We start from the raw sequence: 25,014 nt of genomic DNA on the forward strand, positions 1-25,014 counted from the left end.
GCTATCGGAACTAATTCTCGATGACATTTTACAAATTCCTAACAGCATCTTTAAATTGACGACCTCTATCTTCATAGTTTTCGAATAAATCAAAACTAGCACATGCTGGCGATAACAATACACTATCTCCCGCTTCAGCCACTTTATAAGCTATTTTAACGGCTTCACTCATAAACTCGGTTTCAATAATGATATCGACCATACCACCAAAATTATCCATCAATTTTTTATTATCTGTACCTAAACAAATAATCGCCTTAACTTTTTCATTTACAAACTGAAACAACTCTTGGTAATTATTGCCTTTATCTACACCACCTACAATCCAAACCGTAGGAGCATCCATTGTCTCTAATGCAAAATACGTAGCGTTAACATTTGTCGCCTTTGAGTCATTAATGTACTGTACTTTATTAATTTTAAGTACATTTTCCAAACGATGCTCAACACCTTGAAAGTTTTCTAAACTCTCACGTATGGTTTGCTTTCTAATTTTTAATAAATGTGCTACTGTTGACGCAGCCATTGCATTTTTAATATTGTGTTTACCTTCTAATGCTAAATTTTTTGTTGGCATAATTATCTGGTTGTTATCTATTGTTATTTTTATATTCTCGTTATCTAAATACGCGCCATTTTCAATAGTCTTTGTCAATGAAAATGGTAATAATATTGATTGAACAGGATGCTTTTCTAACCAATCTAAAATGACCTCATCATCACCATCATAAATCAAGTAATCCTCCTTTGTTTGATTTTCTACAATCCTAAATTTTGAGGCGATATATTTCTCAAACTGATATTCATATCTATCTAAATGGTCTGGTGTGATATTCGTTAAAACCGCTATATGTGGTTTAAAGTCAATAATATCATCCAATTGAAAACTACTAATCTCTAAAACATAGTTTTTGTAATCGTGTTCTAAAATTTGCTTTGCAAAACTATCTCCAATATTTCCTGCTAATCCAACATTCAACTCTTGTTTTAATAAGTGATGAGTGAGCGTTGCAGTTGTTGTTTTACCATTACTTCCTGTGATTCCCACAAGGGTTGCATTAGTAAATTTTGCTGCAAATTCAATTTCAGATACCACAGGTACTCCTTTTTTTATAAGCCGTTGAATTAAATCAACTTGATTGGGAATGCCTGGGCTTTTCATGACGATATCTGCATTTAGAATACGGTCTTCAGAATGCGCTCCATCCTCAAATTCAATTTCATTATGTATAAGAACTTGTTTGTACTTGTCTTTTATTATTCCCTTATCTGAAACAAAAACATCACATCCTTTTGCTTTTCCTAAAAGTGCAGTTCCGACTCCACTTTCTCCTCCTCCTAGAACTACCAAACGTTTCATCTATCTAATTTTCAATGTCACAATTGATATAATGGCTAGTAAGATTCCAACAATCCAAAATCGTGTAACTATTTTACTTTCGTGATATCCCGTCTTTTGATAATGATGGTGTAAAGGCGACATTTTAAAAATGCGTTTCCCTTCTCCATATTTTTTTCTTGTGTATTTGAAATAACTCACCTGCATCACTACGGATAAGTTTTCAGCTAAAAATATACCACACAGTACTGGAATAAGCCATTCTTTTCGAACTGCAATAGCGATAACCGCTATGATTCCTCCGATAGTTAAACTTCCTGTATCTCCCATAAAAACTTGCGCTGGATAAGCATTATACCACAAAAATCCAATCAAAGCTCCTACGAAAGCAGCAATATAAATAGTGATTTCTTCAACTCTAGGTATGTACATAATATCCAAGTAATCAGAGAAAATGATGTTACCAGAAACCCAAGCAAAAACCCCTAAAGTGAACACAATAATGGCAGAAGTCCCAGCTGCCAACCCATCTATTCCATCAGTGAGATTAGCACCATTTGAAACCGCCGTAATAATAAATATGGACGCTAGAATAAAAATGATCCAAGCATATTTCGATAAACCTGGACTCATCCAAGTAATTAAATCTGCATAGTCAAACTCATTCCCTTTTAAAAACGGAATCGTTGTCTTTGTTGATTTAGCTTCTTCTTCAAATAACTTTGAAGGTGATATATTTGGGTTCTCAGCCAACAGCACATTTTGTTGTTCTTGAGGTAGTTTTTCTTTCACAGTGACATCATCATGAAAGTACATTGTAGCACCGACAATAATCCCCAAACCTACTTGACCTAAAACCTTGAAACGCCCTTTTAATCCTTCTTTATTGTTCTTAAATTTTTTGATATAATCATCAATAAATCCAATTGTACCCATCCAAATTGTAGTCACAATTAGAAGGATGATATAAATATTTTCAAGTTTCGCTAATAATAATACCGGAATTAAAGTTGCTAAAATGATGATGATTCCACCCATTGTAGGTGTTCCAGCTTTTTCAACTTGGCCTTCAAGTCCGAGATCACGAATGGTTTCTCCAACTTGTTGCCTTTGAAGAAAGCTAATAATACGCTTCCCAAAAATTGTAGAAATTAATAAGGATAAAATAATAGCAATAGCAGCTCTAAAAGTTAAAAAACCAAAAAGAGATGCTCCAGGAAATTGAAACTGTTGTTCTAAATAATCGAATAAGTAGTATAACATTGGCTTCTTATTTCTGTAATTGTTTTAAAAATTCTTTTACCGTTTTAAAGTCATCAAAATCAAAACGCTCTCCTTTTATTTCTTGATAGGTCTCATGCCCTTTTCCTGCAATTAAAATGATGTCATTAGGGTTTGCTAATTGACAAGCTGTTTTTATCGCTTGCTTTCTATCCACAATAGACATTGTTTTTTTAAAATTTTGAGGTTCTACTCCTTTTTCAATATCCTCAATAATAGTTTCTGGCACTTCACTTCTAGGATTATCACTCGTAAAAATCACCTTAGTACTTAGTGCAGAAGCGATATGTCCCATTTTTGGACGTTTTGATGTATCTCGATCTCCTCCACAACCAACAACTGTAATAAGCTGCTCATTCTTTGTACGAATATTATTTATGGTTTCTAATACATTTTTTAGAGCATCTGGTGTGTGCGCATAATCAACAATGGCAGTGATTTTTTCTTCGGAAATGAGATATTCAAAGCGACCGCTTACACTTTCTAATTCGCTAATCAACCTTAAAATCTCATCTTTCTCAAGACCTAGTAATTCTGCTGTACCATAAATAGCACTAATGTTGTAAGCATTAAAATCACCGATTAATCTTGTCCATAATTCACTGTCATTAAGTTTTAGTAGCAAACCACTAAACTGATTTTCTAACACCTGTGCTTTATAATCTGCATACGTTTTTAGTGCATAGGTATATGTTTTTGCTTTTGAGTTTTGAAGCATTACCAATCCATTTTTGTCATCAACATTTACTAAAGCAAATGCGCTTTTAGAAAGATTGTCAAAAAATGATTTCTTAACGTCTCTATACTCTGCAAACGTGTTGTGATAGTCTAAGTGATCATGTGATAGGTTCGTGAAAATCCCACCTTCAAACTGCAAACCTGCAGTACGTTTTTGATGAATACCATGAGAACTCACTTCCATAAAGCAGAACTCAACACCTGCATCATTCATCAATTTTAGATACCTATTTATTGTCAAAGAATCTGGAGTAGTATGCGTGGCTTTGTATTCGGTATTATCAACCATAATTTTCACCGTAGACAATAAACCAACCTTGTAGCCAGCCTTTTTGAATAATTGATATAAAAGGGTAGCAATAGTTGTTTTTCCGTTTGTACCAGTAACTCCAACTAGTCGCAAATTTTCCGAAGGATTTCCGAAGCTATTAGACGCCATAAAAGCTAGAGCTTCATGCGTGTTTTCTACCTCTATATAAGTGACTCCCTGTATTAAATTGTCTGGAAGTGTCTCACAAACAATAGCCATCGCACCTTTCTCAATTACCGCATCTATAAATTGATGACCATCAACATGGGTTCCTTTGATAGCAATAAAGATATCGCCTTTTGAAACTTGACGCGAATCAAAATGCAAACTATTAACAGCTATACTCGTACTTCCTACGACTGTATTTATGGTAACCTTGTATAATATGTCTTTTAATTGTGTCATTAGGTTCCTAAAACAATAATTTGATTTAGTTTTACTTTTATTCCTTTATTAATAGATTGTGTCTTCACGGTTCCGGTGCCTCTCATATTTACTTTGAGACCCATATTTTCTAATAATGCTAAAGCATCCATTGCTGGAAGACCAACAACGTCTGGCATAATCGTTTTATGAAGTCGTGAGGTTTTATAAAAAGACTCATACTGCTCTTCTATTTTTACATCGACAACTTCCAAAGACTCTACCTCATCAATTAAAGGTGTTTCGGTATATATTTTTTGAGCTATTCTTTTAAATACTGGTCCAGAAACGTCTGCACCATAGAATCCAACTTTTGTGCTTGGTTTATGGATTACAACTATGCAAGAGTACTTTGGATTATCTGCCGGAAAATATCCCGCAAAAGAAGACACATACTTTCTGTCTTTTTTCCATTCTTCAAAGTCGTAATAATCTGTTCTTGCTGTTCCCGTTTTTCCAGCCATTGAAAAGTTTTCAGAATACATACGTTGTCCTGTACCTCTAACAACTACATTCTTTAAAATCTCTCTAATTTCTCCTAGTGTTTTATCAGAACATATTTTTTGATTAATCACCTCTTTATCAAAACTCTTTACTTCTCTATCAAACTCTTTAACTGCATTAATAAACCTTGGCCTTATCATTTCTCCATCATTTGCTATAGCATTATAAAAAGTAAGTGTTTGTAAAGGTGTCATCCTTAAATTGTAACCATAAGCCATAGATGGTAAAGCATTTTTACTCCAAATTGCGTCTCCTGGTTCTGGAATCACTGGCTTACCTTCACCTATTAAAGAGACACCTAGCTTATTATGGAGCTTCCAACCCTTAAGACGATTGATGAACTTTTTTGGTTGTTTTGAATAGTGGTCATTAATAATAGTTGCTAGACCAATATTTGAGGACACCTCTAAAGCTCTTGCTGCAGAAATTTTTCCATGACCACGAGAATCACTAATCGTTCTTCCATAAAAACGTTTACTACCATTCTTTGTATCTACAATAGTAGACGTATCAATAACTTTATCTTCTAAAGCGGCCATAAATGCCATGACCTTAAATGTAGATCCAGGTTCGTGACTTTCTCCTACAGCATAATTAAGGCGCTCATAATAGCTACCACTTTGGTTTCTACCCAAGTTTGAGATTGCTTTAATTTCTCCTGTCTTCACATCCATGACTACTGCACAACCATGATCTGCTTCATACTTTTCCAATTGCCCTAAAAGAGAATGATGTGCGATATCTTGAATATTAACATCTATAGTCGTATACACGTCATAACCATCTTGTGGTTCTACTTGATCATAATCAACAATAGGTTTCCATTTTCGGTTTCCTATTTTCTGCATAAGTCTTTTACCATTGGTGCCTCGTAGATATGTTTTACCGAAGTAGCCGTCAATTCCTGGTCTGGTTACATTTCCGTCTTCATCAATTTTCTCATAACCAATAGTGCGCTCTGCGATACCACCCATTGGATGATCGCGCTTTTCTTCTTGAGTGACGATAAGACCACCTCGAATAGCACCAAGGTTTAGCATTGGGAAATTGCGAATTCTAATATAATCTGAATAACTAATATCTCGGGCTAATAGAAAGTATCTGTTTTTATCGAGTCTCGCTTTTTTAATTTTATTTAAATGATAGCTCAACGGTTTTCCTGAATATCTTGAGAGTGAATCTGCCAAAGGCCTTACAAGTGTATTAAAAAGCTCTTGTTTTGGCTGGATAGCATCAATTCTAATGTCATATTTAGGGATTGAGGTGGCTAATAAACTCCCATCTACCGAATAGACGTTACCTCTATTTGCTGGAATATCCATATTTTGAATGGTGCGCTCTTCTGCTAACTCTCTATACTCGTCTCCTTGAACAAACTGAATTACGCACAACTTAAACACCACAGCAAGTGCGAAGACAAACATACTGCCAGCCACGAAATATAATCTGTTTAATATGTTAGTTTCGGTTGTTGCCACGTTATCAATTCTGTGTTTTAACTTTTATTTTTTGAGGCGGAATCTCTGATATTATAATTCCTTTTTCTACTACTTTTTTTATAATTGATGATTCCATTTTAAGTCTCATCAATTGTGAACGCCCATCAACAAATGCCGATCTTAATTCTTTTGCTTCATTTTTTAATCTTGCAATTTCATAGACCTTTTGATCTGCACTATGAGCACTAGCGATCATTATAATAGCTAAGACCGAAATAAAAATAATCATCCTCCAATTTTTAAAGGAATCGTCACTCACTAAAAATTTACCTCTTAATATGCTGTAAATATTTTTTCTCATATCCCATCTGTCCTGCAGACATCCTCCCTAAAAGGGAAGTAATTAATCTATTGATTATACTATAGTTTTTCAGCAATACGAAGCTTTGCACTTCTCGCTCTGTTATTTTCTTTAATTTCCTCTCTCGATGGAATAATCAAACCTCCCACTTTTTTTAGTGGCACTTCAAAATACCCAAATACGTCACGCTCAGGCTCTCCTTCAAATAAGCCATTTCTAATAAATCGCTTTACTAGTCTATCTTCTAAAGAATGGTATGAAATCATACTTAACCGCCCTCCTTTAACTAAAATCTCTGGTGTTTGTTTCAAAAATGCCTTTAACGCTTCAATTTCTTGATTCACTTCAATACGAATCGCTTGATATATTTGTGCTAACACTTTATTCTCTTTTTGGTGATTAAGAAATTGTTTAAGTGCCGTCTTTAGTTGCTCACTCGTTTTTATTTCTTCATCACGTCGAGATTCTACTATTGTTTTAGCCATGGCCGGAGCTTGCCTTAATTCTCCATATTGAAATAGCACTTGCTTGATTTGCTCCTCATCGTAATTATTAATCACATTATATGCCGACAAACTATCCTCTTGATTCATTCGCATATCTAAGTCAGCCTCGAAGCGCGTTGAGAACCCGCGTTCTGCAACATCAAATTGATGTGATGACACACCAAAGTCTGCTAGAACTCCATCTACTTGTTTTGCACCATGAAATCGAAGAAAACGTTTTACGTATCTAAAATTTTCATTAATTAATGTGAAACGATCATCATCAATTGCATTTAAAAGAGCGTCTTTATCTTGATCAAAAGCAAATAGCTTCCCGTCAGGACCTAAATGTTTTAATATTTCTTTACTGTGACCACCTCCTCCAAAGGTGACATCCACGTAGACTCCATCAGGCTTAATATTTAAACCTTCAACAGTTTTTTTGAGTAATACTGGGTTATGATAGTCCATCGTCATCGTCTTGTCCCATTACCTCTTCAGCTAAATCAGCAAAATCACCTGTAGCATCATCAATTGCTTTTTCGTATTTGTCTTTATCCCAAATTTCTATAATGTTGATGGCAGATGACACCACAATATCTTTTGTGATACCCGAAAAAGCCACGAGGTCTTTAGGGATTAATAATCGCCCTGCAGAATCTATCTCAACCTGCTTTAAACCTGCTGTAAAACGACGAATAAAATCGTTATTTTTCTTTTTGAAGCGATTAAGCTTATTCACCTTTTGCATCAATATCTCCCATTCGGTCATGGGATACAACTCCAAACATGGTTGAAATACAGCGCGCTTTAGCACGAAACCATTTTGCAACACAGGCAGCAACTGCTTTTTTATCGCAGCAGGCAACATGAGCCTTCCTTTGGCATCAACTTTACACTCGTATGTTCCTATTAAAGAGTTCAAAATGACTGATTTACTTAGAGTAACGATTAAGATTCAAATATATTGAAAATTTTACCACTATTTACCACTCTACTCCACATTTGTTGATAAATATGTGATTAGTATTAAAATAGATGATTCATATTTCCAAATAAAAAATCATAAAACACTTATTATCAAAGCTCTAATTTCTCAAATTAAAACCCTTTTCTAATTGTTCATATCTTAAGTTTTAAGAAACTTTGGAGCGATAAATAATGTGCCATGTTCTAATTGAAATACCTATATTTGTTTTAAAGCAAAATGACTAACTATTAATGGCACACCGTTTAAAAAAGGAAAAAGATTACAGTTATATTGAAGTAGGAGAAGGCAAACCAATGATCATTTTACATGGACTAATGGGTGGCTTAAGTAACTTTGATGCTGTTACAGACTATTTTAGTGAGAAAGGCTACAAGGTTATTATTCCTGAATTACCAATTTACGGCATGTCATTGCTAAAAACCAATGTTAAAAGCTTCGCAAACTACTTGCATGATTTTATAGAATTCTTAGCACTTGAAGAGGTTATTTTACTTGGGAATTCGCTTGGTGGACACATTGGTCTCTACCACACAAAATTATATCCAAAAAAAGTTAAGGCACTCATCATAACCGGAAGTTCTGGTTTATATGAAAGCGCTATGGGCGGAGGCTATACAAAACGAGGTGACTATGAGGTCATAAAGAAAAAAGCGCAAGACGTATTTTATGACCCTAAAGTGGCAACTAAGGCCATTGTTGACGAAGTATTTGAAACTGTAAATGATAGAAATAAACTCATAAAAACCGTTGCCATAGCAAAAAGTGCAATACGTCACAATATGTCTAAGGATTTACCAAACATGAAATTACCAGTTTGTATTGTTTGGGGAAAAAATGATACCGTTACTCCTCCAGAAGTAGGCAGGGAATTCAATGAACTTTTACCAAATTCTGAATTATTTTGGATTGAAAAATGTGGCCATGCTGCTATGATGGAACATCCTCAAGAGTTCAATCGTATTCTAAATGATTGGCTAGAAAAAAAGGGCCTTTAAAGCTCCATTCAAAACTAAAACTGAAAAGCATTGAAAATTGATGCTATAACCAAAATAGATTCCCAATATCATGGGAACTCAAGATGAAAATTAAAACAGCTGAATTTATTGTAAGTAATTCTGAAGTGGACAAATGCCCAAAAGATCAGATACCTGAATACGCTTTTATTGGCCGAAGTAATGTTGGAAAATCGTCACTAATCAATATGATTACCAATCATAAAAACTTAGCTAAAACATCAGGCAGACCAGGAAAGACTCAACTTATCAATCATTTCTTAATTAATAAAGAGTGGTTTTTAGTAGATTTACCTGGTTATGGGTATGCTAAAGTTTCTAAAACCGCTAAACGAAAGTTCCAAAAATTTATCACTAATTATTTTGAGAAGCGCATTCAATTAGTTTCTGCCTTTGTACTCGTAGATATTAGACACGAACCTCAAAAGATTGACTTAGAGTTTATGGAATATTTAGGTGTTAGTCAAGTACCGTTTTCTATCATTTTCACAAAAGCAGATAAACTTAAACCAATGGCTATTGAACGTAATGTTGAAGCCTATTGCAAAAAACTGCTCGAAACCTGGGAAGCTGTGCCAAATCATTTTGTCACCTCATCATCAAAAACTATTGGAAGAGACGAGGTTTTACAATATATACAGGATACTAATACAGAAATTGAAGCCCTCCGCTAAATTCTAAAACTTGAAAGTTAATTTTCTCATTATAGGTTCTGCAAAATCAGCTACTACTAGTTTGAGTAATGGGCTCGCCCTGCATCCCGATATTTGCTTTAGCCTCCCTAAAGAACCTCAATTTTTCAGCAAAACAGATTGGAGACACCAAATTTCAGAATACCACGCTTTATTTACAAGCAAAGCAAAATTATATGGCGAAGGCTCTACAAATTACACCAAATTCCCTTCTTTTAATAAGCAAATTTACGCTGACATTTTTGAGTATAATCCTAAAATGAAACTCATTTACATTATGCGCCATCCTATTGATCGTATTGTTTCACATTACACACACACGTACAACAGAGGCTATGAGCCTCTAAAAGACATCAACAAAGCCATTACTCTAAACGAGCACTACATCAATACGTCTAAATACGCCACACAAATAGAACCTTATATTGAACAATTTGGAAGAGCACAGATTCTTCTTTTATTTTTTGAGGACTTCGTTAATCGCCCACAGGAGGTTTTAGATACTGTTTATACATTTCTTGAAGTTGATCAATTAGACATCGATATTTCAAAAATAAATAAAAATAAAAGTTTCAATAGACGTGTCTTGCATTACACATACGACAATCCTAAAACTATTTGGAAGAAGTTTAAAAAAGTTGGATTAATTATTAAGAACTACTTCAATAGAGACTTTATAGATTCACAGCCCCAACTTACAGAAGCCACAAAACAACATATTGTTAATGGTGTTACTGATGACATCCATAGGATTGAAAAACTCACAAATAAAGACCTTTCTAAGTGGCTTAAGCTCTAAGTTTTCACATCCAAAGCATCTCGCAACGCATTTCCAATCAACATAAACGCCATTACTAATACCATAATACAGATACCTGGTATGACGGCTAAAAATGGTTTCCCGAGAATAATATAATTATAATGATCTTTTATCATAGCTCCCCAACTTGCCATTGGTGGCTGTGCTCCAATACCAAGAAAACTTAATCCGCTTTCAATAAGAATTGCGGCTGCAAAATTAGCTGCAGAAATCACAATAATTGGCGCCATTATATTGGGCAGAATATGTTTGGTAATGATTCTATAATCATTAAAACCTAGTGCTCGAGCTGCTGTGACATATTGCATTTCTTTAGCACTAATAATTTGACCTCTCACCACTCTTGCCACCTCTACCCACATTGTTAAACCTACGGCAATAAAGACTTGCCAAAACCCTTTACCTAAAGCCAAAGTTATAGCTATTACTAATAAAAGTGTAGGGATAGACCAGGTAACATTAATGATCCACATAATAAAGGCATCTATTTTTCCTCCATAATACCCTGCTATACTTCCGAAGAAAATACCAATTATTAACGATATAAAAACAGCGATAAATCCAATAGAAAATGATATCCTAGAGCCTATTAAAACACGACTAAGAAGATCTCGTCCATATTTATCTGTACCGAATACAAAGGTTTTATTTTGAATATAGGATTTATAATCGTTGTTGGGAAAGACCCTTAAATTAACTGACTTATCTGCTCCTACTAATCCATCCATAGCGTATTCAGTATAATACAGCACATTATTCTCTATGGCATAACTAGAAATCGGAATGTCCAAATCGCTACTCTGTGTTCCAAATAATAATTTTGAGACCAGAGATTGACGGTTTTCAATTTCCGAAGGGATATTAAGCATTTGCACTTCAAAACCTGGTCGTTGTGAATGGATTGACAGGTGCATTTCATTTGCATTTGGAGAATCGTCTGGAGCAATCACATAAGCGAACAGAGACAGGACACCAATTGTCACAATTAAACAAAAACTCAAAACGCCCCAAAAGTTCTTTTTGAACTTTCGGAGCGCTAATTGTGATAATGAGTCGCTAGTTTTACGCATTCTAGTTTTTTACAGACGTCGCAACTTTTTTAATATCATAAGTCATTTTGAGATCGTTTAACACATTAAGCGCCTCTTCAATATAAACATCCTTGCTTAAACTTGTGTGCCAGCGATCACGTTTCTCTAATAAAACAGAATCTTTATCCATTAACTTCATTTCATACGGTAAAGATTGAAATGTTAAGTTTGTTGTATAATCTGATATTTTTTCAAAACTCTTAGACTCCTCTTGGTTAAGCTCTAAGGTTTTTTTATAATCATCATAATTTAGAGAGTACATTTCTCTATCTCTAATTCTCTTTACCCATTGTGCATTAGCGTCAATTAATTTTAACTGCTCGTTGGTTGCCATACGCTCTTTACTGTTCGCGATGGTCGCATCAAAATCGTAGTAACTACTCCAAACTTTAAACTCTGCAGGCTCAATCTTGTCCCACGCTAATGGGTTTTCCTGATCTTTTTCTCCTATATCAATATAACTATAACGATCTGGAACAACCACGTCACTCTTAACACCTTCTAGTTGTGTTGAACCTCCATTAATTCTATAAAATTTTTGAGTTGTAAACTTTAAGGCTCCCATATCGCCTTCACTATTTTGTCTTACCATACGGTTTAAGTCTAAGACGTTTTGTACTGTTCCTTTTCCGTACGTTTGCTCACTACCAATAACAATAGCTCTTTTATAATCTTGCATTGCTGCAGCTAAGATCTCTGAAGCCGAAGCTGATAATTCATTTACCAATATCACTAGCGGTCCATCCCAAACAATAGATTTATCTCTATCATTTAAAATTTCTTTTGGCTCTCCAGCTGTTTTAACTTGTACGATTGGGCCTTCCTCTATAAAAAGTCCACCCATATCAACCACAGTCTGTAAAGATCCACCTCCATTATTTCTTAAATCAAGTACGATTCCTTCTACTCCTTCTTCTTTTAATCGTTCTATTTCTAATTTAATATCTGATGCTGCATTACGCTTCTTGTAATCTTCAAAATCTACATAAAACTTAGGTAGGTTTATCACTCCAAATTTCTTGTCGTCCTTAATTACTGTAGATGACTTAGCATAGGTTTCTTCTAGCTCCACAACATCTCTTGTAATTGTAACGTCCTCTATAGTACCGTCTACTTTTTTGAGTGTTAGTACAACATCTGTTCCTTTTGGTCCTTTAATGAATTTGATAGCATCCTCTAGACGCATACCAACGATAGTAATACTTTCTGTTTCGTCTCCTTGGCGTACTTTCATTATTTGATCACCAACTTCTAATTGGTTTTGTCTCCAAGCTGGACCGCCACTAATGATTTCATTCACAATAGTTGCATCCATTTTTTTCTGAAGTCTTGCCCCAATACCTTCAAAGTTACCAGACATGGCAACATCAAATCGATCTTTATCTTCTGGTGCAAAATAGTATGTATGGGGATCAAACTCCTCTACAATAGCATTAATATAGACCGAAAACCAATCTTTACGTTGCCTGTCATCTATAAAATCATAAAGCTCATCTAAAGAACTTCTTGTTACTTCTCTAGCTTCTACTTCTATTTTTTTTATTGACTTCTTTTCCTTCTTTTTAATTGTGTTATCTTTTTGAAGCTTTCCTCTTTCAACATCACTCATATTGACCAAAGCAACACTAGTTTTACTCGCCATTTCTTGATCAGAGATTAGGTCATCATAATTGGCAATTGTAGAAAATTTAAGTTGCTGTCTCCAACGCTCTTTCATTTCCTTCTTTGAATTTACATACTCGAGCTTCTCATAGTCTGTTGAAAAATCCTCAGCAACCGAAAAATCAAAAGGCTTAGCCAGGACTTCTTTGTAAACGTCTTTAGATTCTGAAATACGCTTCAACAAACGCTCATGCGTCAAGTTAAAAAAAGATAAATCGTAAGCTTTAATTTGATCATCTAGCTGATTTTTATAAACTTCAAACTCTTCAATGTCTGATGCATAAAAATAACGCTTAAATGGATCTAACTGCTCTAAATAGTCAGTGAACACTTGTTCTGAAAAACTGTCATTAATATCTTGCGGACTAAAGTGACCTTGCTCTAAAACGTAAGTAACTAACTGAATTAACAATTTATCTTTATTAGGGTCTTGAAATTTTTTGGTCGTAAAACTGCATGAAGCAAAGGCTAAAAGCAATACTAGTAGCGACAGTTTATAATTCCTCTTCATCATATGAATCATATTTTTAATGTAAATTATATTAACATAAAATCTTTTAAGTTAATAGAACATGTAGGTTTATTTACATAATTTCTACTAAAGTAACAGAAAAAACCATGCCAATAAAACGAGAAGCTTATAAATTTTTGTTAAACCTATATTTATAGGAATTTCAAGGGTCTTTATGTATTTTAGCAGTAGCAAATAATTTAGAAAACACAATCGATACATATGCCTAAAAAGCCACTTATTTTGGTCACCAACGATGACGGAATCACAGCTCCAGGAATTAGAACTTTAATAGAAGTTATGAATACCATTGGAGACGTTGTTGTGGTCGCTCCCGATAGTCCGCAAAGTGGAATGGGACACGCTATTACCATCAACTCCACGCTTCATATTGAAAAAGTCACTATAGACAATGGGAATCAATTAGAATATAGCAGCTCTGGAACTCCAGCAGACTGTGTGAAGCTTGGCGTTAAGCAAATTTTAGATCGACGACCAGATTTATGTGTGTCTGGTATAAATCATGGATCAAACTCCTCAATTAATGTTATTTATTCTGGTACGATGAGTGCTGCAATAGAAGCTGGTGTTGAAGGTATTCCTGCCATTGGATTTTCATTATGCGACTATAATTGGAATGCCAACTTTGATCATTGCAAAGCTTACATCAAAACCATTGCAGAGAACGTATTAAAACATGGTCTTGATAGTGGTACTGTTCTAAATGTCAATTTCCCAAAACTAGATACTACAAAACTAAAAGGGATTAAAGTTTGCAGACAGGCAAAAGCAAATTGGGAAGAAGTGTTTGATCAGCGTAAAAGCCCTAATGGCAAAGATTACTACTGGCTTACTGGCAAATTTGTAAATTTAGACAAAGGTGAAGACACAGACGAATGGGCTTTAGCAAATGGCTATGTCTCTGTAGTTCCAGTTCAATTTGATTTGACGGCACATCATAGTATTCAAGAATTAAATACTTGGGATTTTAATGAAAAATAAAAATACAATCATTGGTATTGTCACAGGATTGATCTGTAGTATTGTTGGACTTGTTTTGGTTCTATTGTTCTTCGGAAAAGGAAACTCTTTAAACGATTCGCTTCAAATTGCACTTAATCAAGGTGTTTTTGCTAAATTGATGAGTATGGGAGCAATCTTGAATTTAGGCGCGTTTTTCCTGTTCTTAAAACAAGAACAAGATTCTAGAGCACAGGGTGTACTTGTTGCAACTGTTGTAGTGGCGATAACGACTTTGATAATTAGGTTTATTTAGACGAGACGAGCGTTTTATAAGCAAAATTTCTCAAGAAAATGATTATTAGCGAACACCATGTGACCATTAAAAAATAATATTAAATACACATGAAATATTACATCATAGCTGGCGAAGCTTCTGGGGATCTTCATGCATCCAATTTAATGAAAGCATTATATCAACAAGACGTTAATGCCGATATTAGATTTTGGGGAGGCGACTTGATGCAAGCCGCTGGAGGCACTTTAGTTAAGCACTACAAAGAACGCCAATTTATGGGTTTTGCTGAAGTTGTTTTCAACCTTAGGAAAATTCTCGGACTCATAAAATTTTGTAAGTCTGATATTGAAAAATTCCAACCAGATGTTATTATTTTCATTGATAACTCAGGGTTTAATTTGCGTATTGCCAAATGGGCAAAAGAACTACATTTTAAAACGCATTATTATATTGCACCACAAGTTTGGGCCTCTAGAGCAAGTCGTGTGGAAAAAATCAAACAGGACGTGGATGCTATGTATGTGATTCTTCCGTTTGAAAAAGAATTCTATGCCAAGTATAACTATGATGTGAACTTTGTTGGCCATCCATTAATTGATGCTATAGCAGATAGAACACAAGTCAACCCATTTCAATTTAGAGATGAGCATGATTTATCTGAAAAACCGATAATCGCTCTACTTCCAGGAAGCCGAAAGCAAGAAATCACAAAAATGCTAGGTGTTATGCTCAGTCTAGTTGATGATTTTCCTGAGTATCAATTTGTAATTGCAGGTGCTCCAAGTCAGGATTTCGAGTTTTACAAACCGTTCATCAAACAAGACAACGTTGCGTTTATATCGAATAAAACATATGACTTATTAAGTGTTTCTGCAGCAGCTTTAGTGACATCTGGAACTGCAACTTTAGAAACTGCACTTTTTAAAGTACCACAAGTGGTTTGTTATAAAGCCAATGCTATTTCTTACCAAATCGCAAAACGCATTATTACTTTAAAGTATATCTCACTCGTCAATCTTATTATGGATCGCGAGGTTGTTACTGAATTAATCCAAGGCGATTTAAATACCAAACAACTTAAAAAGGAATTGATAAAAATCTTAGATAAAGATGTTCGCAAAAAGCTTTTTAGTGATTATTATGAGTTAGAGAAAAAATTAGGTGGCAAAGGTGCTAGTGAGAAGACGGCGAAGTTGATTTATGAAAACATACAAGACAAACCATAAAAATAAGGCATCTTAATTCTATATTTTTAGTCTCTATATATAAGCATACATGAAAAAAATCATTCTCATTCTTATTTTAAGTGCGTTTTTCGCGAGTTGTAATTCTTCTAAACGCGTCGTTTCGAAAAAAACAAGAACTTCAAAGACTACAAAAAAACGTAATTCTTCACCATCTGCTGCAACATCAAAAATAGTCGTAAACATTATTGAGCACGCCAAAACGTTTGAAGGCACGCGCTATAAATATGGAGGGACTACAAAAAAAGGCATGGATTGTTCGGGATTGGTAGTCACCGCTTTTAAAAAAGAAGATGTCTTATTGCCAAGAACAACTAGCGATTTATCTAAACGTGGTGATTGGATTGACGTTAAAGAAGTCAAAGAGGGCGATTTGCTATTCTTTGCAACCAAAAAAAATAACCGACGTGTGAACCACGTTGGGATTGTAACTTCTAGCAGGCCTGGTCATGTGGAGTTTATTCATGCGTCCACAAGTAGAGGCGTCATGATATCAAATCTTGCAGAAAGTTACTGGTATCTTGCTTATGTTCAGGCAAGAAGAGTGTTATAACCAATTAATATTGTAACTTCTAAACATGAAGTTACTCAATTTTACAATTATCAAACTTACCTGTTGTGTTATCATGGGTATTTTAATTGCTGAGTATTTAACGATTCCGCTTCTTATTTCAATATATACGTCCCTAATTTTAGTTTGCTTATTAGCTGTCCTATTTCTCATATCTAGAAAGAACTTACATAAGACAATTTGGTTCGGACTCATCACCATTTTAACGATGACAAGCTTGGGTGTTTTAATATATAATACCCATGACCAAAGCAACTTCAAGAATCATTATAGTTGGCACATTTCCGAAGAAAAGCTGAACGAAACGCCTATTGTATTCAAAATTAGAGAGCGACTAAAATCTGGAAATTATAATGACAAATACATTATAGACATTCTTAAAGTGAACGGGGAAAAGGTCAACGGAAAATCGCTACTGAACATAAAAAAAGATTCTCTAAATCGCCTTCATAAAATTGATGATGTATTACTAATGAACGCAATATTTAGAGTCGTCAATACACCTACAAATCCTAATCAATTTGATTATGGTAAGTATCTTGGAAAGCAATATGTATACCATCAATTATTTACACAAAATACCTCTGTCCTAGCATTGAAATCAGAGCGTTCTTCAATATTTGGCTATGCAGATGCTATTAGAACTCATATCAATGAAAAGCTAGAAAACTATAACTTTAAACCGGAAGAACTCGCTATCATAAACGCTCTAATCCTCGGTCAAAGACAAGACATGAGCAAAGACATTTATGATAGCTATACAGATGCTGGCGCGATTCATATTCTAGCAGTTTCTGGTCTACATGTCGGTCTTATCTTATTATTACTCACTATTGGTTTGCGACCTATTGAGCGCATTAAAAATGGTAAAACTATTAAGGTATTACTTATTTTAATTTTATTATGGTTGTTTGCTATTATTGCTGGCTTGTCTGCATCTGTAACAAGAGCCGTCACTATGTTTAGTATTGTCGCTATTGCGATGCACATGAAACGACCGACAAATATTTTCAATACACTAGCCATTTCAATGTTTGTACTGCTTTTAGTAAAACCTATGTTTTTATTTGATGTTGGTTTTCAGCTGAGTTATGTCGCTGTCTTAGCCATTGTTTCCTTACAACCATTACTCTATAAATTATGGAAACCTAAATGGAAACTAATGGATTATTTCTGGCAAATCCTTACGGTTACGGTTGCTGCACAGTTTGGCGTTGTGCCTCTAAGTTTGTATTACTTTCATCAGTTCCCTAGTTTGTTCTTTATTTCTAACTTGGCGATTATTCCATTTCTAGGAGTGATTCTAGGGTTGGGTATTTTGATTATTATACTGGCAGTTTTAAATGCACTTCCGCAATTTTTTGCAGACCTCTATGGCTACATTATAAGTGGAATGAATACTGTTGTGACTTGGGTATCCCAACAAGAAGCTTTCTTATTTAAGAATATATCCATTAATGAGCTTCAAGTCTTTGCATGTTATCTTTTAATTATAACACTTACATTTTGGTATAAAAAACCAAATTTCAAAAGACTTGCATTTGCGTTAATATCCATAGTGTGCCTACAAAGCGCTTGGCTGTTTACTGACTATCAAAACTCAAATAATGAATTTATCATCTTTCATAAAAGCAGGAAAACTTTAATAGCTAAAAAAATAAAATCAACACTCCATACCGCTCATAATTTTGATAGTATATCGTGGTCTAAAGATAAGGTTATCACTAATTTTAACGTCGGAAACTTTATAACTACAAACACTTTAGACACCTTAAAATCTGTTTATATATTTCAAGATGAAACTATTTTAATCATTGATAGTTTGGGTGTCTATGCAGTAAAAAGCTTTGAGCCGGACTATGTATTACTTCGCAATTCACCTAGAATAAATATAGATCGTATGATAGATTCTATTCAACCAAAATACATCATTGCAGATGGAAGTAATTATACGTCTTACGTGAATCGTTGGGAACAAACTTGTATAAAAAGAAAACTCCCTTTTCACCATACAAGTAAAAAGGGAGCTTTTATCATTAAATAATGTTATTCTGTAAATTCTGCTTTAAACGCTTTAAAGTAGGTGTTAAACTGATCTTGAGTTGTAATATCCTTATAATCGTTTGATACAAATAACTTCAAATATAATTCTATTTGTTGCGGTTTCATATAGCCACTAATTGGCTGAATTACAGCTCCTTCTTCATCAAAATACACGATAGTTGGATACGCTCTAACACCTAAGTGACGTGACAATTCATGCACGCTATTTCTTCGATTTTTCAATTCTTCTTTATACCCTGGGTTTTTAAATTCAGCATCTTTATAATTCACGACAGAATTACCTTCGGCGTTAAACTTCACCGCATAGAAATTTTTATTCACATAGGCAACGACATCCTTATTATGAAAGGTGTTTTTATCGAGCATTTTACATGGACCACACCAATTGGTATAAACATCCATCATAATTTTTTTAGGGTTTTTCTTCTGAAGTGTTAAAGCTTCTTCAAGAGACATCCAGTTAATTTCTAGGGATTGCGCCACTGCACCACTTGAAGACATCAAGGCGATTGCAAATATTAATAGTAATTTCTTCATAATTTTGTCTAATGCAAAAGTTGTTCCGAACTTACAAAAAATGCTCCAAAAGTGGAGCATTTTAAGTTGTTTTAACAGATTTACTCGATTATCGTACGCCATGCATTAGTTTTTTGAGTAAGGGATTCAGTATTACAGAAATAATACCTACACCAATAGGAATCAAAGTAAAAATTAAAAAGAAATGACTTATAGAATACTGCTCACTAATTGAATCAATCATTCCTCCCATTTTTCCTGCAGCCTTTTGACCAATAGCGATAGCTAAATACCAAATCCCGAACATAAAACCAATCATACGACCAGGAACTAGCTTGCTCAAATAAGACAAACCCACTGGAGAAATACACAATTCTCCCATAGTATGAAACAAGAAAGCCATTATTAAAAACACCATACTTACAGAAGCTGTTTTTGCACCTTGAGGGACATCTCCAGTGCCATATGATAAGAATGCAAAACCTAAACCTAATAAGACTAAACCAATACCATATTTCATGGCTGCGCTTGGATTGTATTTGCTTTCCCACCATTTTGAAAACAATGGGGCTAATGTTATAATAAAGAAAGAATTCAAAATTCCAAACCAAGAAGCGTCAACTTCATTTCCCTCTTGTGAAAATTTATCTATTAATCTAAAAATTACTAGAACCCATAAACCAATAAATGCAATAGCAAGAACGATGTTAGACATCCCTATTTTTTTATATGTTTTCTTAGATAAAAGTATAAGCACCCAAGTAATAATAACCAAAGGAACGGTTGTCAATAATAAATCTACAATTTTAAAGATCATTGCAGAGTTACCTACTAAACTTCTATCTGTATAATCTCTAGCAAACAACGTCATTGATCCCAGCGCTTGCTCAAAAAAAGCAAAGAAGAACACTGTAAACACACCAAAAATAGACACTGCAATGATGCGATCTCTTACGATTGGCATATAACGGGAAATTCTAGTAACCAATAAAATTAAAAATAAAATTAATGCTGCAAGAACAACAACATTTGAACCGCTCATATTACCTAACGTAAAAGGCAGTAAATTGGTGTTCTCAATCTTTTCTAATGGATCATTAAACAGATATAATAAACCTCCCACAGAAGATAAAAGGATTAAAATCTTGTCAAACATTGTAAATGGGTTCAGTTTTTCTTCGGTAACTTTAGACGTATCGTGTTCCTTTGGACTTTCCTCATTTATATTTTGAGGCAGTTCTACTTCATGAACTCCAGACGGTTTCCCCCCAATACTTCCGAAAAGATCTTTTGCTAACCAAAATTGAATCAAACCCAATAGCATGAATATTCCAGCTAGTCCAAAACCATAACTCCAACCATAATTTTCTGCTAAATAACCACAAAGCATCATTCCAAAAAAAGCGCCTGCATTAACACCCATATAATAAATAGTATAAGCGCCATCTTTTTTGGATTCTTTCCCTTTATACATGTCAGATATCATTGAGGTCATATTTGGCTTAAAAAACCCTGTTCCAATAATCAACAGCCCTAAACCTAAATAAAAAGTGGTTGTCGTTTCTAATGCCATAGCCGCATGGCCCAATGTCATAAGTAAACAACCTATAACAACTGCGACTCTATATCCAGTATAATTATCTGCAATCCATCCACCAAGAATTGGCGTAAGGTATAGCAACGAACCATAAGTACCAATGAGAGATAAGGCATTTTCACTAGTCCATCCCCATCCTGCATTACTATCGATTAATGGCGCTGTTAAGAATAATATAAGCAGAATTCGCATTCCGTAGAAAGAAAAGCGTTCCCACATTTCTGTAAAAAATATCACGAACAGTCCAGCTGGATGACCAATGACTTTATCCTTAAATAGATTTTCAATATCAGTATTCATAGAAAGTAAATTAAGTTAGAAAAGAAAAACCCTAGCAACACTAATTTTGCTAGGGTTTATATATTAGTTATTAATGTCTGGATCTGCTAATTCATAACCTTCTTGCTCTAGCATTTCTCTTTCATTATCTTCCGCTCCATGAGTTAACACCTCTAATTTTTTTCTAAATAACATCACTAACGCACCGAATATCACACAAAATATTGCAATCCCAGTGAATATAGCAAACTCTCCTAAACTTTCTGAAGCTTCACCTAATAACCCTGCCAGTTTATTCCCGAAACCTGTCATTGCGAAATAAACACCCATCATCAATGACGCATATTTCATAGGTGCTAACTTAGTAATATATGATAGTGCTACAGGAGAGATACATAATTCACCAATGGTATGAAATAAGTATGCTAATACCAACCAATACATTGCCGATGAACCAGAGCTTTCAAACTGAGATGATGCAGCAGACATGAAGAAAAAACCTGTACCCATTATAATTAAACCAAGTATCATCTTAAACAAAGAAGTCGCTAGTTTACCTTTTAATTTCCTTCTCGCCCAAAAAGCTGCAACAGTCGTTCCTAGAAAAATAATAAACATTGCATTTAATGACTGGAACCATGATGCTGGAACTTCCCACCCCATTAACATTCTATTTGTATTATCCATTGCATAGATATTCATTAAACCTCCAGCCTGCTCAAAGGCTCCCCAAAACACTATTACTAAAATAAATGAAATAAATAAAACTACAACTCTATCTTTCTCAACTTTTGTAAGCGGTCGTTTCATAGCTTCTTTTTCTTCCTCATTTTCAGAATCTCCTGAAAAATTACCAACATGCTTTAAATACTTTTGCCCAAATAAATATTGTAATAAACCTAATGTCATACCAATACCTGCAAGACCAAAACCATAATGCCAACCATGAACTTCACCTACGTAGCCAACAATTAAACTCGATAAGAAAGCACCAACATTGATACCAATATAAAAGATGGTAAAACCTTTATCACGTCTAATATCGCCATGCTTATACAAACCACCTACCATTGTAGATATATTAGGTTTTAACAGACCTACACCTGCGATTATTAAACCTAAACCTGTGTAAAATGCCCACATTTGTTCAATAGCTAAAATACTATGACCTGCGACTAATAATAGACCACCTATGAGAACAGATTTCTTTTGTCCTAAAAATTTATCTGCAATCCATCCTCCAGGTATAGAGGCTACATAAACCAACATTGTGTACCAACCATACAAGGAGAGAGCTTCTCCATTGGTCCATCCAAGACCAGCATTGTCTCCCTGAGTTGTAGCCACTAGATACAATACTAAAATTGCACGCATTCCATAATATGAAAACCGTTCCCACATTTCAGTGAAGAATAACACATATAGACCTACTGGATGACCAAATAGTTCTTTTTGATGCGGTTTTAAAGTTGTTGCTGACATAAAATTATTTATTAGTTAGTTAGTTAGTTTATCCTTTGATTTTAACGCCTTCATCCTTAGACTCGTTCTCCACATCTCTATTTTCACCTAAGTTATCATGAATGAAGTTTGTCATTTTTTTGTAAAGGTGTAATCTTGTATTCCCACCATAAATACCATGATTTTTGTCAGGATAGATCATCCATTCAAATTGCTTATCGGCTTGAATTAAGGCGTCTACCATAAGCATCGTATTTTGAACATGTACATTATCATCTCCAGTACCATGAATTAATAAGAAATCGCCTTTTAATTTATCAACATGATTAATTGGTGAGTTTTCATCATATCCAGAAGCATTCTCTTGGGGCGTTGTCATATAACGCTCTGTATAGATTGAATCATAATACCTCCAGCTCGTTACAGGTGCTACAGCTATGGCCATAGAAAATGTATCATTCCCTTTAAATAAGGCATTACTACTCATAAAACCTCCGTAACTCCAACCCCAAATACCTATATTACTGTCATCAATATAGGATAACTTTCCTAATTGCTTTGCTGCAGTAATTTGATCTTCTACCTCGTACTTCCCTAATTCATTTTGAGTGACCTTTTTAAAATCTGCTCCTTTAAAACCTGTACCTCTGCCATCAATACAAACCACAATATAGCCTTGTTGTGCTAAGTGTTGATACCAATAATCATTAGCCCCATTCCAGCGGTTAGCGACTTGCTGTGATCCTGGACCAGAATATTGATACATGAATAGTGGATAAATTTTGTTAGCATCAAAATTTGCAGGCTTAATCGTCCACATATTTAAATCATTTCCATTAACCTTTATAGTACTAAACTCTTTCTCTGAAATTTTATATTGTGATAATTTCTGTGATAGTTGATCGTTGTCTTTAATACTCTTCACCAAGTTTCCAGTCTTAGCATTATTCAACGTGTATTCTGGAGGACTAGTAGCGCTTGAGAATGTGTTGATAAAATACGTGAAGTCTGCACTAAACGATGCAGCATTTGTTCCCGTATTTTTAGTTAAGCGTTGTTTCTTTTTTCCGTTAAGACCAATAGAGTAGACACTTCTGTTGATAGACCCATCTTCTGTAGATTGGTAGAAGATTCGATTTGTTTTTTGATTGTAACCGTAATAATTGGTCACTTCCCAACTTCCTAATGTGACTTGGTTGATAAGTGTTCCGTTTTTGGCATAGTGATAGATATGATTCCATCCGTCTTTTTCACTTGTCCAAATGAAGCTATTATCTTTTAGATAAGTTAAATTAAAAGTAACATCTATATATGCTTTATCTGTTTCAGCTAAAACTAAATTACCACTTAAGGTCTCCGCATTAATCATCCATAAATCAAGCTCATTTTGATGTCTATTGGTGTATTGTGCACTTAATACGTTTGCATCATTTGTCCACTTAATTCTAGGAATATAAAAATCACTATACGCTTTATCTAATTTAACGTCTTGAGCTTTTTTAGTTCCTAAATCGTAGATATGCAGCGATACTTCAGAATTTGTTTCACCTGCTTTAGGGTATTTAAAAACGGTTTGAGTTTGATACAATTGCTGACCATAAACATCCATTGAAAATTCTGGCACATTGGTTTCGTCAAATCTAATAAATGCTATTTTATCTCCAGTTGCATTCCATTCAAATGCTCTAACAAAACTAAATTCTTCTTCATAGACCCAGTCTGTAATCCCGTTTATAATCTTATTCTTCTCACCATCAAAAGTAATTTGTTGCGTTTTGCCGGAGGTTAAATCTTTTACAAAAAGATTATTATTGAAACCATAAGCAATGTTACTCCCATCTGGTGAAAATGTAGGTTCTTGTATTTTTTCTTCGGAAACTAATTCTGTAGATTTCGTTTTAGTATCATAAACATAGAACTTACCAAGTGTTGAACGTCTAAAAATAGACTCCACATTAGTCGCTAATAACACTTTCGTTTCATCATCGCTAAACGTATAGTTTGAAAAATTATCAATATCACTAAGATCAACCGAGTTAACTATTGTGTTGACCTTGCTTAATGTTTTATAATCGTATGTATCTATTTGAGTTGCTCCCTTTACATAATTTAAAACTGAATACTGCTGCCCATTATTCATGGAATTCAAAGCATCCATACGCTCTGTTCTAAACGTTCCATCCCATATTTCTTCTAGTGTGATATTTTTATTTTGTGCTGAAGCTAAAGCGGTTACAAAAAATACTAGAAGAGCAAGGGAATTTAATATTTTCATAGATATGTTTTTTTGATAAAACTAGGTCAAGTTTACTAAAAATAATGCAAAAAACACTAACTATTGCGGGTTAAATGGCAATAATATGG

Annotated in this window: 21 protein-coding genes; 8 read left to right on the forward strand and 13 right to left on the reverse strand. The window is 34.4% G+C overall.

The genetic code is table 11. The features are described 5' to 3' along the window. Positions 1 to 28: 28 nt before the first annotated feature. Genes murD through mraZ form a run of 7 tightly spaced genes read right to left on the reverse strand, consistent with a single transcriptional unit; the run spans position 29 to position 7,805 of the window. The gene (gene murD / locus ACJAZK_RS01015) at positions 29 to 1,360 is read right to left on the reverse strand and encodes a UDP-N-acetylmuramoyl-L-alanine--D-glutamate ligase (RefSeq protein ID WP_415222172.1); all 1,332 of its coding nucleotides are present in this window, start codon (positions 1,358 to 1,360) and stop codon (positions 29 to 31) included. Then, positions 1,361 to 2,602, reverse strand: a complete 1,242-nt coding sequence (gene mraY, locus ACJAZK_RS01020) for a phospho-N-acetylmuramoyl-pentapeptide-transferase (RefSeq protein ID WP_415222173.1) — start codon at positions 2,600 to 2,602, stop codon at positions 1,361 to 1,363. Between the two features lie 7 nt (positions 2,603 to 2,609). After that, on the reverse strand, positions 2,610 to 4,073 hold the full coding sequence (locus ACJAZK_RS01025; protein ID WP_415222174.1) for a UDP-N-acetylmuramoyl-L-alanyl-D-glutamate--2,6-diaminopimelate ligase: 1,464 nt from the start codon (positions 4,071 to 4,073) through the stop codon (positions 2,610 to 2,612). After that, complete coding sequence (locus ACJAZK_RS01030) at positions 4,073 to 6,019, reverse strand: penicillin-binding protein (protein ID WP_415222217.1); 1,947 nt, start codon at positions 6,017 to 6,019, stop codon at positions 4,073 to 4,075. Before ACJAZK_RS01030 ends, ACJAZK_RS01025 begins: the two co-directional genes overlap by 1 nt. 58 nt (positions 6,020 to 6,077) lie before the next feature. After that, on the reverse strand, positions 6,078 to 6,395 hold the full coding sequence (locus ACJAZK_RS01035) for an FtsL-like putative cell division protein (protein ID WP_028872413.1): 318 nt from the start codon (positions 6,393 to 6,395) through the stop codon (positions 6,078 to 6,080). Between the two features lie 59 nt (positions 6,396 to 6,454). Continuing rightward, entirely contained in the window at positions 6,455 to 7,351 is an 897-nt protein-coding gene (gene rsmH, locus ACJAZK_RS01040; protein WP_415222175.1) for a 16S rRNA (cytosine(1402)-N(4))-methyltransferase RsmH, read from the reverse strand. Continuing rightward, positions 7,338 to 7,805: a division/cell wall cluster transcriptional repressor MraZ gene (gene mraZ, locus ACJAZK_RS01045; RefSeq protein WP_028872411.1), complete on the reverse strand. Its 468-nt coding sequence runs from the start codon at positions 7,803 to 7,805 to the stop codon at positions 7,338 to 7,340. The genes rsmH and mraZ overlap by 14 nt, the downstream gene beginning before the upstream one ends. A gap of 296 nt (positions 7,806 to 8,101) precedes the next feature. On the opposite strand from mraZ, the gene ACJAZK_RS01050 reads away from it, so the two are divergent. From ACJAZK_RS01050 to ACJAZK_RS01060, 3 genes are all read left to right on the forward strand, one after another. Next, on the forward strand, positions 8,102 to 8,866 hold the full coding sequence (locus ACJAZK_RS01050; RefSeq protein WP_415222176.1) for an alpha/beta fold hydrolase: 765 nt from the start codon (positions 8,102 to 8,104) through the stop codon (positions 8,864 to 8,866). A gap of 83 nt (positions 8,867 to 8,949) precedes the next feature. Next, a complete protein-coding gene (gene yihA, locus ACJAZK_RS01055) occupies positions 8,950 to 9,558 on the forward strand; it encodes a ribosome biogenesis GTP-binding protein YihA/YsxC (protein WP_147231305.1) in 609 nt (202 codons plus the stop codon). A 10-nt stretch (positions 9,559 to 9,568) separates the two neighbouring features. After that, positions 9,569 to 10,375 (forward strand): sulfotransferase family protein, encoded by an 807-nt coding sequence (locus ACJAZK_RS01060; protein ID WP_415222177.1) that lies wholly within the window; start codon positions 9,569 to 9,571, stop codon positions 10,373 to 10,375. On the opposite strand, the gene ACJAZK_RS01065 is transcribed toward ACJAZK_RS01060, so the two are convergent. Both ACJAZK_RS01065 and ACJAZK_RS01070 read right to left on the reverse strand, forming a co-directional pair. Continuing rightward, the gene (locus tag ACJAZK_RS01065; RefSeq protein ID WP_415222178.1) at positions 10,372 to 11,466 is read right to left on the reverse strand and encodes an ABC transporter permease; all 1,095 of its coding nucleotides are present in this window, start codon (positions 11,464 to 11,466) and stop codon (positions 10,372 to 10,374) included. The genes ACJAZK_RS01060 and ACJAZK_RS01065 overlap by 4 nt on opposite strands. A 1-nt stretch (position 11,467) precedes the next feature. Next, entirely contained in the window at positions 11,468 to 13,660 is a 2,193-nt protein-coding gene (locus ACJAZK_RS01070) for a carboxy terminal-processing peptidase (RefSeq protein WP_415222218.1), read from the reverse strand. Between the two features lie 222 nt (positions 13,661 to 13,882). On the opposite strand from ACJAZK_RS01070, the gene surE reads away from it, so the two are divergent. The 5 genes from surE to ACJAZK_RS01095 all read left to right on the forward strand — a co-directional run bounded on the left by surE (position 13,883) and on the right by ACJAZK_RS01095 (position 18,777). Beyond that, a complete protein-coding gene (surE, locus tag ACJAZK_RS01075) occupies positions 13,883 to 14,662 on the forward strand; it encodes a 5'/3'-nucleotidase SurE (RefSeq protein ID WP_415222179.1) in 780 nt (259 codons plus the stop codon). Further along, positions 14,652 to 14,936 (forward strand): hypothetical protein, encoded by a 285-nt coding sequence (locus tag ACJAZK_RS01080; protein ID WP_415222180.1) that lies wholly within the window; start codon positions 14,652 to 14,654, stop codon positions 14,934 to 14,936. Before surE ends, ACJAZK_RS01080 begins: the two co-directional genes overlap by 11 nt. A gap of 89 nt (positions 14,937 to 15,025) precedes the next feature. After that, on the forward strand, positions 15,026 to 16,144 hold the full coding sequence (gene lpxB / locus ACJAZK_RS01085) for a lipid-A-disaccharide synthase (RefSeq protein WP_415222181.1): 1,119 nt from the start codon (positions 15,026 to 15,028) through the stop codon (positions 16,142 to 16,144). Between the two features lie 49 nt (positions 16,145 to 16,193). Beyond that, positions 16,194 to 16,715, forward strand: a complete 522-nt coding sequence (locus ACJAZK_RS01090; RefSeq protein ID WP_415222182.1) for a C40 family peptidase — start codon at positions 16,194 to 16,196, stop codon at positions 16,713 to 16,715. 25 nt (positions 16,716 to 16,740) lie between these two features. Beyond that, on the forward strand, positions 16,741 to 18,777 hold the full coding sequence (locus ACJAZK_RS01095) for a ComEC/Rec2 family competence protein (RefSeq protein ID WP_415222183.1): 2,037 nt from the start codon (positions 16,741 to 16,743) through the stop codon (positions 18,775 to 18,777). Between the two features lie 2 nt (positions 18,778 to 18,779). Here the strand turns inward: ACJAZK_RS01095 and ACJAZK_RS01100 are convergent, their stop codons facing one another. From ACJAZK_RS01100 to ACJAZK_RS01115, 4 genes are all read right to left on the reverse strand, one after another. Beyond that, a complete protein-coding gene (locus ACJAZK_RS01100; RefSeq protein ID WP_415222184.1) occupies positions 18,780 to 19,334 on the reverse strand; it encodes a thioredoxin family protein in 555 nt (184 codons plus the stop codon). A gap of 88 nt (positions 19,335 to 19,422) precedes the next feature. Then, positions 19,423 to 21,210: a peptide MFS transporter gene (locus ACJAZK_RS01105; RefSeq protein WP_415222185.1), complete on the reverse strand. Its 1,788-nt coding sequence runs from the start codon at positions 21,208 to 21,210 to the stop codon at positions 19,423 to 19,425. A 63-nt stretch (positions 21,211 to 21,273) separates the two neighbouring features. Beyond that, positions 21,274 to 22,671, reverse strand: a complete 1,398-nt coding sequence (locus ACJAZK_RS01110; protein ID WP_415222186.1) for a peptide MFS transporter — start codon at positions 22,669 to 22,671, stop codon at positions 21,274 to 21,276. Between the two features lie 28 nt (positions 22,672 to 22,699). Then, the gene (locus ACJAZK_RS01115) at positions 22,700 to 24,925 is read right to left on the reverse strand and encodes a S9 family peptidase (protein ID WP_415222187.1); all 2,226 of its coding nucleotides are present in this window, start codon (positions 24,923 to 24,925) and stop codon (positions 22,700 to 22,702) included. Positions 24,926 to 25,014 lie beyond the last annotated feature (89 nt).

It is taken from the genome of Psychroserpens sp. (genome assembly GCF_047633235.1).
Classification (GTDB): Bacteria; Bacteroidota; Bacteroidia; order Flavobacteriales; family Flavobacteriaceae; genus Psychroserpens.